The sequence below is a fragment of the Kribbella sp. NPDC050124 genome, from assembly GCF_044460355.1.
In the GTDB taxonomy this organism is placed as follows: Bacteria; Actinomycetota; Actinomycetes; order Propionibacteriales; family Kribbellaceae; genus Kribbella.
Genome location: NZ_JBITJU010000003.1, coordinates 501,655 through 514,077 on the forward strand (window position 1 = coordinate 501,655; position 12,423 = coordinate 514,077).

A 12,423-nucleotide genomic window follows, 5' to 3' on the forward strand; every position below is an offset into this window, starting at 1 on the left:
TGTAGGAGTGAGTGATGACGCGGACAAGATGGTCGTTCCGGTCGTCGACAAGGGGCTTGGCAACTCGGCGTACCTCGTCGACCTCGGTGACCGGCGTGCGCTCGCCGTCGACGCGTCGCTGGACCTGCGAGCGCTCCGAGCCGAGGCTGCGCGCCGTGACCTCACGATCGCGTTCGCGGCCGACACCCACCTCCACGCCGATTTCCTGTCCGGCGCTCTGCAGCTTGCCGAGACCGACGGCGCCCAGGTCCTGGCATCGGCGGCCGGAGACCGGACGTTCGACCACGTCGGTCTGAGCGACGGGGACGAAGTCGACCTCGGTGGGCAGACCCTGCGCGCTCTTGCCACTCCTGGCCACACCGGCGAGCACCTCGCCTTCTTGTTGCTCGACGGCTCGAACCCACTCGGCGTGTTCACCGGTGGCTCACTCATCGTCGGCGGCGCGGCCCGGACCGACCTCGCGGGCAGCGAGAAGACCGAAGCGCTCAGCCGCGCTCAGTATCGATCGATGCGACGGCTCCTCGAGCTACCCGACGCGACGCCCGTCTGGCCGACCCATGGCGCCGGATCGTTCTGCTCCGCTCCGGGCAACGACGAACGAACCTCCACCATCGGCCGAGAGCGGGCCGTCAACCCGCTGCTGGCAGCGCCCAACGAGGAGACGTTCGTCCAGCAACTCCTCGGCGGGCTCGGCAGCTTCCCGCCGTACTTCCTCGACCTGCCCGAAGCGAACCGTGCCGGCCGTGCTGTCGCCGCAGCACCGATCGTGCCCGGCCTCGATGCGGCGCGCGTCGCCAAGCTCGCCCAGCTCGGCGCCCGGGTGATCGACGTACGTCCGGTGCGAGACTTCGCGGCCGGACACATCCCCGGCGCGCTGTCCATCCCGCTCAGGGCCCAGTTCGTGTCCTGGCTCGGCTGGCTTCTGACACCATCGACGCCGTACGTCGTCGTCCGCCGCCCGGACCAGGACCTGTCCGAGCTCGTCTGGCAGGCCGTCAAGATCGGGTACGACGTACCGGTCGGCGAACTGTCCGGCGGGATGACGGCATGGGACGGCCCCACCACCCAGACACCGCTCCTCACCGCGAGCGAGATCGGCGATCACCGCGTGCTCGACGTCCGTCAGGACAACGAGTTTCACCGCGGCCACCTCCCCAACGCGATCCATGTCGAGCTCGGCGACCTACCGGATCGCGTCGCCGACCTTCCCGCCGAGCCGATTGTGGTGATGTGCGGCCACGGTGAGCGTGCGATGACCGCCGCGAGCATCCTGGGCCGTCACGGCCACGTCGGCGTCCGGGTTCTCGAAGGCGGCGTGGACGATTGGACAGCGGCCACCGGCAGATCGCTGGTATGACTACCAGGACTGGCCCGCCGCAACTCGGGTTGCGCGCCAACCTCGCCCAGTTCACGGTGCTGGTCGTCGTCAACGCACTGGTCGGCGGCATGCTCGGCCAGGAACGCGTCGTCCTGCCCCTGCTCGCCGAGCAGACGTTCCAGCTCACCGCCTACACCGGCGCGCTGACCTTCATTCTCGCCTTCGGCCTGGTCAAGGCGATCACCAACTTCTTCGCCGGCACCTGGTCGGACCGCTTCGGCCGCAAACCCGTCCTCGTCGCCGGCTGGATGGTCGGCCTCCCCGTGCCGCTGCTGCTGATCTGGGCTCCGAACTGGGGCTGGGTGATCGCGGCCAACGTGCTGCTCGGGATCAACCAGGGCCTCACCTGGTCCACGACCGTGATCATGAAGATCGACCTCGTCGGGTCCGCGCGTCGTGGGCTGGCCATGGGACTGAACGAAGCCGCCGGATACGTCGCTGTCGCCGCAACCGCGATGGCCACCGGCTACCTCGCCGACGCGTACGGGCTCAGGCCGGCGCCGTTCCTGCTCGGCGTTGCCTACGCAGCGCTCGGCCTCGGCCTCTCCACCCTTGTCGTCCGCGAGACGCGTGGTCACGCGCAGCATGAGGCAGGTACGACGCATCACGGGCTGGCCACCCGGAAGGTCTTCACCCGGACCAGTTTCACCGAGCCCGCGCTGTCGTCGGCATCCCAGGCCGGCTTGGTCAACAACCTCAACGACGGCCTGGCCTGGGGCCTGTTGCCGATCCTCTTCGCCGGCCACGGACTCGAGCTGGCCGAAATCGGTCTCCTCGGCGCCCTCTATCCCGCGGTATGGGGCTTCGCCCAACTCGCCACCGGAACGCTCTCAGACCGCATCGGCCGCAAGTGGCTGATCGCCGGCGGCATGCTCCTCCAGGCGGCTGCACTCGCACTGGTTGCTGCGAGCACCGAATTGTCGAGCTGGATCGTCGCGGTCACAGCCCTTGGACTGGGCACCGCGGCCGTGTACCCGACCCTTCTCGCGACGATCGGCGACGTCGCCGAGCCGACCTGGCGGGCCCGCGCCGTCGGCGTCTACCGGTTGTGGCGCGACAGCGGCTTCGCCGTCGGCGCACTCCTCGCCGGCGCCATCGCCGACCTCTGGGGCATCCCCGCGGCTGTCTGGACGGTCGCCGCCCTCACGGCCGCCTCGGGCCTCCTCGTCGCCACCCGCATGTACGAGACCCATCCCAGGAGTACCCGATGAATCACCCAGGGCTCGCCGACGGCCCGATCTACCTCGACTACAACGCCGTCAGCCCGATCGACCCGCGCGTCGTCGAGACCGCACTCCCGTACCTCACGCACCACTTCGGCAACCGTCGAGCAGCCACGCGTACGCCGCTCGGCCGCGGGCCGCGATCGCCGACGCACGCCGTCGGGTCGCCCGGCTGCTCGGCGCCACCGATACCGAGATCGTCTTCACCGGTGGCGGTTCCGAGGCCGACACCCTCGCAATCCGCGGCTCCGCGCTCGCGGCCCGCAGCCGGGGCCACGGCGACCAGGTGATCACCCAGGTCACCGAACATCCCGCCGTACTCGAAGCCTGCCGCAGCCTCACTGCCGATGGGTTCACGGTGACCCAGCTTCCGGTCGACAGCCATGGACAGGTCGACCCCGCCGACCTCGAGGCAGCGATTACCGACCGGACCGTGCTCGTCTCGGTCATGACCGCCAACAGTGAGACCGGCACGCTGCAGCTGATCCAGGAGCTTGCCACTATCGCCCACAACCACGGTGCGTTCCTCCACACCGACGCGGCGCAGGCCGTCGGCAAGATCCCGCTGAACGTCACCGAACTCGGCGTCGACCTGCTGACCGTGGTCGGGCACAAGATGTACGCCCCGAAAGGCATCGGCTGCCTCTACGTCAGGTCCGGCACCACCATCCAGCCGATCGTCCACGGTGCCACTCAGGAAGGCGGACTGCGCGCCGGGACCGAGAACGTCGCGTTGATCGTCGCCCTCGGCGTCGCCGCGGACCTGGCGGCAACCGAGCTTGCAGCCGCCACGATCCGCGACGTCCTCCACGAGGAGCTCGACCGCCTGCTGCCCGGTGTCATCCAACTCAACGGGCATCCCCGCGACCGGCTGCCGAACACACTGAACCTCAGTTTCGAAGGCGTGGCCGGCAAAGCATTGCTCGCCGCGACGCCACAGCTCGCCGCATCCACAGGCTCTGCCTGCCACGAAGGAGTCGACAGCCCATCCGCCGTACTCACAGCCATGGGCCTGAGCAGCGACCGAGCGCTGGCAGCCGTACGCCTCAGCTGCGGCCGCTGGACCACGACCGGCCAGGCCCACCAGGCAGCAGACCTCCTCGCCGCAAGCTACAAGGCCATGAACCAGACCTGAAATCGGATCAGCTCAACGGGTCAGGTCTCGCCGGGTGAACGCGGCAGTGGCCCACAGCAGCGCGACCAGTGGGACGGCTCCGAGGATCAACAGATCGGCGCCGGGCACGGTGCCGGCGAGGAGGTCGATGGGCCGGAAGTAGTGGAAGGGAGACGCGTACCGCAGGCCGCCGATGGCGTCGATGAGCAGTGCGATGAAGTTCAGGAAGAACCACGCGACGACGATGCCTACAGTGATGCCGATCGCGCGTCCGCGCAGGCTCGACCTGGCTGACACGAGCAGGCCGACCATGGCGACGCCGACGAACAGCAGCCACGATCCGGTGAACGCACGAAGTACCGACCCGATCGACAGCTCCCCCACTCCGCCGATCGTCCGCCTGGCGATCAGCACGCCGGCCAGGCCTCCCACCTCGGCGGCGGTCACCGCCACGATCGACGCGAGCGCCTTGGCGAGCAGGAACGGCACCCGGCCGACCGGCCGGACGAGCACGAAGTCGATCGTGCCTCGCTCGATCTCGGTGGCCACCGACCCGGCGGCGACCAGCAGCGCGGACGAGGTCAGCAGGGCGAGGATGACGGGGTGAGTCATGGCGGCGCTCAGCCAACCGTCGGCGTGGAAGAAGTCGGCCGAGCCGCCGAGGAACGCCGTCATCGCCTTGGGCGGCGACTGGAAGAACGGGATGTCCGGCGCCTCCTCGAGGAACGACGACGACGCGAGCAGGACCAGGTAGAAGAACGCGCCGACGCCGATGCCGAGGACGGCGAGGGTACGACGAACCTGCAGCAATGTCTGGCGGAACACGATGACGTTCATGTCGCTCGCGCCGTCCCCGGGTCGCCGTAGATCTCGAAGAAGCTCTCGGCCAGGTGCTCCGGCTCGCAGACGAACTCCTCCACCGAGAGCGCACCGAGCCGTCGCATCAACGGTTCCATGTCACCGCGGTACTCGAACCGATGGAGCAAGCCGTCGCTCACCAACTCCGAGACGCCCTCGAGGTCGAGACTGCCGGCGGCGAGCGGCTGCTTGAGCACGAGAGTGCAGCGACGCACACGCTCGCCGGTCAGGTCCGCGGTCGCCCCGGTCCGCACGATCCGGCCGGCCTTGAGTACGGCGACCCGCTCGGTCGTCTGCTCCACCTCAGACAGGATGTGCGAGGAGAGGAAGACGGTTCCGCCCGCCCGGCGATGCTCGGCGAGCAGCCCGGCGAACCGCTCCTTCATGACGGGATCGAGGCCCTCGGTCGGCTCATCGAGCACCAGGACCCGCGGCTCGTGCTGGAACGCCTGGATGAGGCCGATCTTCTGTTTCATGCCTCGTGAGTACAGCCTGACCTGGCGCCGCAGCTCGGCCTGTGACAGCTCCAGCCGGTCGCACAGCTCCTGCCGTCGTACCGGCGGCCGTCGCTGCAACGCACCCAGGTAGTCGAGGCAATCGGCACCGGTAAGCTGGGGCCACAACCCGAACTCACCCGGCAGATGCCCTACGTCGGCCAGCACAGCCTTGAGATCGGTCGCCACATCATGGCCAAGGATCCTGATCGTGCCGGCCGTCGGCTTGACCAGGCCGAGCATGCACCTGATCGTGGTCGTCTTCCCGGCGCCATTCGGCCCGACATACCCAAACGCTTCGCCGTCTGCGATCGACAGCGACACACCCTCCACGGCCGGCATGCCGCCATACCGCTTGACCAGGCCGGCTATCTCGACCGCCGCCGTACGCACACCTCCATTGTGCGCCGCCAGAATTGCTCACGGGTCGAGGCGGTAGAAGCGCCAGAAGTCGTGCTCGATCGGCAACACGGTCGTGGACGCGAAGCCGGCCGCATCCGCATAGCCGCGGAGGATGTCCGGCCGCATGACCGTTCCAGTGCCCGCTGAGCCGGCTTCGGTGAGCGCTGAGGGTAGACAACACAGCGCGCTCCATCCGTAGTTGAACCTCTCCAAGTCGTCGCCGGGCACGGCGAAGGACTCCGCCACCTTCTCATCGGCCACGAGCACCGCTCCGCCCGGCGCGAGCAGCGCCAACGCCGCCCGCAGCGACGCCACCGGGTCGGCCATGTCATGCACGGTTTCGAAGAACGTCACCAGGTCGTACCGTCCGGCGAGGCCGGGGCTGCCGGCATCCCGGTAGCCGAAAGTGACGCGGTCCGCGACGCCGGCGATTTCGGCATTGTGCCGGGCTTCGACTACCGACCCCTCGTCGAGATCGATGCCGTCGACATGAACAGCGGGATACGCGTGCGCGAGGGCGATGCTGGACCAGCCGCTGCCGCAACCGAGGTCGGCCACGCGGCTCGGACCGGCGGCAAGCCGCGCCTCGATGTCCGGCAGCGCCGGGATCCAGTCGGTCAGCTGATGGATGAACATCGGCCGGTTGAGCCGTGCGATGCCGGCTCGGAGATCCTCGCCATAATCCGCGTACGGCACTCCACCGCCGGTGCGGAACGCCTCGAGTACGGCGGGCAACGTCTGTCCGATGCTCACGAACAGGGGCGCCAACGGGACGAGGTAGTTCAGGCTGTCCGGGTCCGTCATCACCTCCGCGATCCCAGCTGGCAGGCGGTAGCGTCGCAGCGTCGCGTCACGGTTGTCCGCCGTCACATCGACGAACCCGGCGACCGCCTGCTCCTCAAGCCACTCCCGTACGTAGCGTTCCGCGACTCCCGTGCGAGCAGCCAGCTCAGCCGGAGTCGCGTCCGATACCTCTTTCAGGCCGGCGTAGAGCCCCAGCCGGTCGCCGACGTACACGTGCAGCAGTTCGAGCGCGCCGATCGTCGCCTGGAAGACCTGCTCGACCGCGGCGTCCCGGCGATCGGCATCGACAACCACAGTCATGCTCCCGCACCCCCTCGTCCTGCCAGCAGCGGCTTCAAGGCCAAGGCCGCGCCAAGGACGAAGATCGCCGTGGCGAGATAGATCAGGCCGAGATGGCCGATCGTGTCGAGGCCCCACGGATAGTGCGCGGGGAGCGCCACGGCGAGGCTCAACACGGGTGCCGCCACCGCGGTCACGTAGGCCCACAGCAGACCACGACGTACGCCGAACCACGCAAGGGCCGTGGTGGCGAGTCCGGTCGCCGCGATGAAGGCTGACAACGCGATGTGCAGATGCGATACGTAGTGGTAGAGGTCGCCGCTGAACCCACGGATCTCGTCCCGGCTCACGTTGACCTGGTCAGGACCGATGCCGAGCTCGAGAAACGCGCCGGTGAAGTTGCGGACGAAGAAGATCACGCCGTACCCGATGAATGCCAGGCCTGCGAGCGCCATCAGCGCCGCCCCGTTGCGCAGTGCGGCCGATTCCGTCGTGGCCGAGGTTAGATGACTCGTTGTCATGATTGTTGCCTCCTTCAACTGATGCATCGAGCTCACGGCCTGACCGCGAGCAGTGTGACGCTCTTGACGCCGTACCGGAGGCTGGCATCGCGAGCCCGCTCGGAGACGAACTCGTACGGGTTGTGCCACATCGCCGTGACGACGAAGCCCGCTGCCTCGATCGCATGCAGATACGTGTCCTCCTGCGCGGCTCCGCCGATGCAGGCCGCCCACAGCTCGGCGTCGGCCACGATGGAGTCCGCCAGCTGCCGTTCTGTGACGATGTCGGCGATCGCCAGCCGGCCACCGGAGCACAGCACCCGGAACGCCTCGGCGAAGACCCGATCTTTGTCGGGAGACAGATTGACGACCCCGTTCGAGATGACGCAGTCGAAGGCGTCGTCCACAGCCGGAATCTGCTCGATCCTGCCTTCGCGGAACTCGAGGTTGTCCAGCCCACCGGCCTCCGCCAGCCGTCGGGCTCGGTCGAGTTGCTGCGGTGTGAAGTCGACTCCGACGACCGATCCCGTGGGACCGACCAGGTGCGCCGCACAGCAGGCATCCATCCCCGATCCGCTGCCCAGGTCGACCACTCGCTCACCAGCAACCAGTTGCGCGAGGCCGAAGACGTAGCCCACACCCGCGAACGACTCCACCGCCCCGGACGGGACCGCGTCGAGCAGATCCGGTGCGTAGCCGAGCCGCTCGGCCAGGCTGCGGCCCATTTCGAAGTGATACACGCCGTGCGGTTGTTCGGCTACGAGGCGATACATCCGCTTGACCTTGGTTTCCAGCGCCTCCAGGTCGACGGTCGTCATGATCGGCTCCTCTCGTCTGTAGAGGTGGACGCTGCTACGGCTGCCCGCTATTGCACGCAGAGCACAATGCAATAAAGCGATGCGGCGTGACGTCTTACACGATGTGGCGTTGCTGGGTGTCGGACCAGGAGATCTGGTGGAGCGCTCCTCCCGAACCGATCAGCTGGACGGTTTCCGCGAGCTCGCGAGTGTGCAGCTCCCGCGGCTCTACTCGATCGCGCGCAGACTGGTCGGAGACGACGCCGAGGACGCCGTACAGGACTGCCTGCTGAAGGCGTTCAAGCGGTACGGCCAGCTCAGGGAAGCAGACGCCGGGCCGGCCTGGCTGGCCAGCATCCTGGTGAACAGCTGTCGAGACCATGCCCGCGCCGACGCACGAAGACCGCAGGAGGTCGAGTTCGACGAGGCCGAGAAATTCTCGCTGTACCGCAAGATCGCCTACGAGGACCCGTTCCCGTACTCGGACTCGCTCCATCTGGACTTCCTGGCCGGGTTCGGACCCGAGGACGTGCACGCGGTGCTGCTCAGGCTCCCCCCGCTCTACCGGGTTCCGCTCGTGCTGGTGTACATGGAGGGTTTCCTGGCCAAGGAGGTCGCCCGGCTGCTCGACGTACCGCTCGGAACGGTGCTCGCGCGCCTGCACCGTGGGCGGAAGCTGTTCGAGAAGCAACTCTGGGCGTACGCCGAGGAGACCGGGCTGCTGACGGAGGAGGCACGATGATCAGTTGCCACGAGGCCGTCGAACGGCTCTGGGAATACCTCGACAGCACTGTCGACGAGGCGGATCGGGACCTGGTCGAGGAGCACCTCACGCGGTGCCGCCGATGCTGCGGTGAGCTCGACTTCGCCGTAGAGCTGCGGCAACTGCTCAGCCGACCCGCCACCAACGCCGTGCCGGCAGACGTACTGCGACGGCTGCAGCGGACGCTCGAGGAGCTGGAACCATGAACCGCGACCTGATGTACAGCGCCGAGGTGAGAGCGCTGGTCCGCGACGCGTACCGGGACGTGCCACCGACAACAGCTGCCGTCGCGCGCAAGCTCTACAGCGAAGAGGAACTGCAGCTGGTCCCCGCCTCAGCAATCGACCGCTCGCTGGGAGTCGCAAATCATCTGCGGTACGCCGATATCCGGCCCGGCGAAACGATCCTCGATCTCGGCTGCGGCGGCGGCATCGACACGATCCTTGCCGCCCGACGGGCCGGACCGACGGGGCGAGTGATCGCCCTGGACTTCCTGCCCGAGATGCTCGACCGCACCACGCGAGCCGCGGCCGAAGCAGGCTTGTCGAACATCGAGCCGCTCGAGGCCGAGATGGAAGCGATCCGCTGCCCCGACGACAGCGTCGACCTGGTCATTTCCAACGGCGTCATCAATCTCTCGGCGCGGAAGGCACGGGTGCTGGCCGAGTGCGCCCGCGTGCTCCGGCCCGGCGGGCGTCTGTGCGTGTCCGACCTGACTGTCGACCAGGACGACCTCCCGCCGGAGATCCTGACCCAACCCGCGGCCTGGGCCGGATGCATCGCCGGCGCCCTAGCCGAAGCCGACTTCGTCCACAAACTCCGCAAGGCCGGCTTCACCGGGGTCGACGTGCCCCACCGAGAACCACTCAGCATCGACGACTGCGCCCTGTACCCACTCTTCTCCGCCGACGTGATCGCGCTGATGAGATCCCTGCTCCCGGCCGATCGTCATCACCGAGTCGCCGTCGCCATCGTCGTACGAGCGGTCGTGGCTCCGGCTCAGCACTGAGTCATCGTTTGCCGGCAAGGACCAGGTGACGCCCGGGCCGCTGTCGAGGCCGCGCTCAGCTCGGGCGAGTCGCCGGAAGCTCTCGACGGCTTGGCGGAATTCCGGTACTTCCAGCTCGCGGCCTCCGGCTCGTAGAGTCCGCGGCTGCCAGGATGGCTGGCATCCCAGTTGCCAACACCCGTTGTCACCGGGACTGCCGTCGGCCGCGGAGGTTAGGTTCAGCCTGTGAGTCTCTTTGCGGAACCCGTCGATCGGCTGGCCGCGATGGAGATCGAGCTGGGCGACGCGGCGACCCAGACCAGCACGTCGGCCGTTTGCGGGCCGGCTCGACCCGCGCGGCCGCGATCAACTCGGCACGCTCGCGCAGATGGTCGCGATAGGCCGCGACGGCGGTATATGCCGTGGCGGACGGTCGGTTCGACGGGTCACGGGAGCTGGATCGATGCTGCGATGCGTGGGTTGCTTGCGGCTGTCGTGAGCTGCGCGTCGACGCGGCGGGCAATGTCGGGCCGGATGGCCGGGCGGACGCGGCGCTCGTTCAGGTCCCTTTAAGCCCCCGGGGTGCACCGTCATGGAGTGACCAGTGTCGGGTCGGGAGATTTCCACAATGTCTCGTCCGATGGTTTGCGCGTCAGCCACGGTTGTCGCCATGTGTCTGTTGGCCGGATGCACCGGGAATTCGACGTCGTCCACATCCCCCAAGACCAGTTCTCCAAACAGCGGTGCGGGCGCGTCGGCAAGTCCGACGACCGCGCCCTCACCGACGCTGCCCGACCCCACGGCCTAGCCGCGCCTCGCCGATCGGGCACGGCGGGCCTCTCGCAACCCGCTCACCTCAGGTCAAAGAGTGCGGGACTGAGCGTGGCACCGACAGCACGCTCCGGATCCCGCCGTCTCACCGGGCCGGTCGACGCCGGGCTCACCAAGGTTCCGCGCACGCGAGGGCCCAGGACCCAGCGCATGGACAATCGACACCCCCACACCCATTCGCGGCTTATACCGGTCCACACCACGCGGGCGCAAACGCAGATCCCCTTCCATCCTGGCCGAGCGACCGCCGGATCTGCCGTCCACCCGGTTGAAAGGACGCCACCAGGTCGTCGGTTTTCAACGCTGTCGGGACTTGGGCTCGAATGTTGGGTGTGGGCTTCTCCGCCGTTGTTACACAGCCTGCGTCTTGTGAGGCGGACCTGCTCGCCCTTGCAGAAGGGGCTTCGGCGGAAAAGGTGTTAGCGCACGGCGAGAGACTCGAGCCGGCCCGGCTTAGGCGCACGTGAATGTCTGGGAGGCTTGGTCGGTGGTGCGGTGGTGACGGCGGTACCGGTCGCGGATGCGTTCGATGGTCGAGGCAAGGGGGAAGATCTCAGTGCTGACGAGTTGGTCGTCGTCGTCCGCACCGACCGGATGCCAGAACACGCCGTCAGCAGTGATCGTGACCTCGGGGATCAAGGACTCGACAGTGAGCTCGACACCGCTGCCAGCCGCACCGCGATGGGCGAGCGGACGCACGACCTGGTGTTCGCGGGCAATACCGAGATCGTCAAGGAACGACCGTAGCCCGGCCTCCTCCTCGCGGTCGCTCGTGGTCAGGGTCGCGGCCACACGAACCGTGAAACCCTCGCGTTGAGCCGTACGTACGCCGCCGACAGCCTTCGCCCAGCTGCCCGCACCGCGGTGCAGATCGTGCCGGTCCGGCGTCGCCGAGTCGATGCTGATCTGGATCGCGACCCGATCCCTTGGCATGGCGCGGAGCATGTCCAGGCGATGCGCCCGGAACAGCATGCCGTTGGTCAGCAACGTGGTCGGCAGCGCAGCGGTACACGCAGCGACGATCTGATCGAGATCGGGTAGCATGAACGGCTCGCCGCCGGTGAGGAACAACTCGGCCACGCCGGCAGCGGGTGCTTCGGAAGCGATCGCGCGGATCCGCTCCAGCCCGAGGGCCCGGCGCGGCGTACGTGGCGACGAACGGACGCAGCAGTAGTCGCAGGCCAGGTTGCAATCGAAATTCGTGTACAGCCACAGTCTGACCCCGGGTACGCGGTCAGCGGGCAGCCGATCGATCGGATCCGTGGCACGACCACGCAGCACGGTCGCGGTACGGTCGTCCGCGGTGATCAACGTGTTGCCGGTTCGAGCGCACCAAGCCGCGATCAGATCCCGGTCTCCGGGCGAAGTCAGCGACAGTGTGACGACGTTGCCCTCAGCAACCGCAGCGACCCGCTCGACCAGCTGACCCAAATGCCTTCCGAGGGTCAACTGGCAATCGCGCTGACCGCGGCATCGCCGCCGCCGCGAACCCCTGCGGACCATCCGCCGAACCGGACTGTCTCCGTCGCATGCGCTCTGCTCCTCGTCGCCAGGCGCGACGCTCGGGTTCGCGGCACTGTTCGGCATGTTCGGACACGCCGTCTCGCCGGTCGCCTCGTCGGTTCAGCAACGCCTTCCCTGCTTCAGCAGGGTTCGTCTATCAAGCCACACAGGCCGGTCCTGCTCGTGCCGGCTGACCGCAAGACGGGACCGGGCCACCAACTCGGGCACAGGGTGGTTGAGCGAGTCAGTCGGGCATCGCGGGGATAGCGCTGCCGGTCCTCGCCAATCTCGGCCAGCAGAACAGCCGTCGTCGGTCCCTGCGAACACCGGCCACTGCTCTTGTTCGCTCGCCTGTCCTCCAATCCAGATACGACCGACCTCGAGGGGCCTGGCCTGTCGCTTGCCAGCGTGATGGGACCACCTCGTTGCCACGAGCATGGGACCACCTGGAGGTGTCAGTGAGCATCGCGGGCCTCGGTGGTGGTGTCA

At 67.9% G+C, this 12,423-nt stretch carries 12 protein-coding genes; 6 read left to right on the forward strand and 6 right to left on the reverse strand.

Annotated elements, in window-relative coordinates; translation table 11 throughout:
- Nucleotides 1–7: 7 nt before the first annotated feature.
- The 3 genes from ACIBL3_RS12270 (at nt 8) to ACIBL3_RS12280 (ending at nt 3,736) form a co-directional block, all read left to right on the forward strand.
- Nucleotides 8–1,357 carry a rhodanese-like domain-containing protein gene (locus ACIBL3_RS12270; RefSeq protein ID WP_396353344.1) on the forward strand — a complete coding sequence of 450 codons (1,350 nt, stop codon included), beginning with the start codon at nt 8–10 and terminating at the stop codon, nt 1,355–1,357.
- A complete protein-coding gene (locus ACIBL3_RS12275; RefSeq protein WP_396353345.1) occupies nt 1,354–2,589 on the forward strand; it encodes an MFS transporter in 1,236 nt (411 codons plus the stop codon). Before ACIBL3_RS12270 ends, ACIBL3_RS12275 begins: the two co-directional genes overlap by 4 nt.
- A 154-nt stretch (nt 2,590–2,743) precedes the next feature.
- Nucleotides 2,744–3,736: a cysteine desulfurase family protein gene (locus ACIBL3_RS12280; RefSeq protein WP_396353370.1), complete on the forward strand. Its 993-nt coding sequence runs from the start codon at nt 2,744–2,746 to the stop codon at nt 3,734–3,736.
- Nucleotides 3,737–3,748: 12 nt separating this feature from the next.
- On the opposite strand, the gene ACIBL3_RS12285 is transcribed toward ACIBL3_RS12280, so the two are convergent.
- Genes ACIBL3_RS12285 through ACIBL3_RS12305 form a run of 5 tightly spaced genes read right to left on the reverse strand, consistent with a single transcriptional unit; the run spans nt 3,749 to nt 7,870 of the window.
- The gene (locus ACIBL3_RS12285) at nt 3,749–4,552 is read right to left on the reverse strand and encodes an ABC transporter permease (RefSeq protein WP_396353346.1); all 804 of its coding nucleotides are present in this window, start codon (nt 4,550–4,552) and stop codon (nt 3,749–3,751) included.
- Entirely contained in the window at nt 4,549–5,460 is a 912-nt protein-coding gene (locus ACIBL3_RS12290) for an ABC transporter ATP-binding protein (protein ID WP_396353347.1), read from the reverse strand. The genes ACIBL3_RS12285 and ACIBL3_RS12290 overlap by 4 nt, the downstream gene beginning before the upstream one ends.
- 27 nt (nt 5,461–5,487) lie before the next feature.
- Entirely contained in the window at nt 5,488–6,573 is a 1,086-nt protein-coding gene (locus ACIBL3_RS12295; RefSeq protein WP_396353348.1) for a class I SAM-dependent methyltransferase, read from the reverse strand.
- Nucleotides 6,570–7,073 (reverse strand): hypothetical protein, encoded by a 504-nt coding sequence (locus tag ACIBL3_RS12300; RefSeq protein ID WP_396353349.1) that lies wholly within the window; start codon nt 7,071–7,073, stop codon nt 6,570–6,572. Before ACIBL3_RS12300 ends, ACIBL3_RS12295 begins: the two co-directional genes overlap by 4 nt.
- Nucleotides 7,074–7,105: 32 nt before the next feature.
- Nucleotides 7,106–7,870, reverse strand: coding sequence for a methyltransferase domain-containing protein (locus ACIBL3_RS12305; RefSeq protein WP_396353350.1), 765 nt, complete (start codon nt 7,868–7,870; stop codon nt 7,106–7,108).
- Between the two features lie 136 nt (nt 7,871–8,006).
- Here ACIBL3_RS12305 and ACIBL3_RS12310 point away from each other — a divergent pair, with 136 nt between their 5' ends.
- The 3 genes from ACIBL3_RS12310 to ACIBL3_RS12320 are packed head-to-tail and all read left to right on the forward strand — an operon-like array spanning nt 8,007 to nt 9,621.
- On the forward strand, nt 8,007–8,591 hold the full coding sequence (locus ACIBL3_RS12310) for an RNA polymerase sigma factor (protein ID WP_396353351.1): 585 nt from the start codon (nt 8,007–8,009) through the stop codon (nt 8,589–8,591).
- Nucleotides 8,588–8,818 carry an anti-sigma factor family protein gene (locus tag ACIBL3_RS12315; protein ID WP_396353352.1) on the forward strand — a complete coding sequence of 77 codons (231 nt, stop codon included), beginning with the start codon at nt 8,588–8,590 and terminating at the stop codon, nt 8,816–8,818. Before ACIBL3_RS12310 ends, ACIBL3_RS12315 begins: the two co-directional genes overlap by 4 nt.
- A complete protein-coding gene (locus ACIBL3_RS12320) occupies nt 8,815–9,621 on the forward strand; it encodes a methyltransferase domain-containing protein (protein WP_396353353.1) in 807 nt (268 codons plus the stop codon). Before ACIBL3_RS12315 ends, ACIBL3_RS12320 begins: the two co-directional genes overlap by 4 nt.
- A gap of 1,263 nt (nt 9,622–10,884) precedes the next feature.
- Here ACIBL3_RS12320 and ACIBL3_RS12325 read toward each other — a convergent pair.
- A complete protein-coding gene (locus tag ACIBL3_RS12325) occupies nt 10,885–11,880 on the reverse strand; it encodes a radical SAM protein (protein ID WP_396353354.1) in 996 nt (331 codons plus the stop codon).
- Nucleotides 11,881–12,423 lie beyond the last annotated feature (543 nt).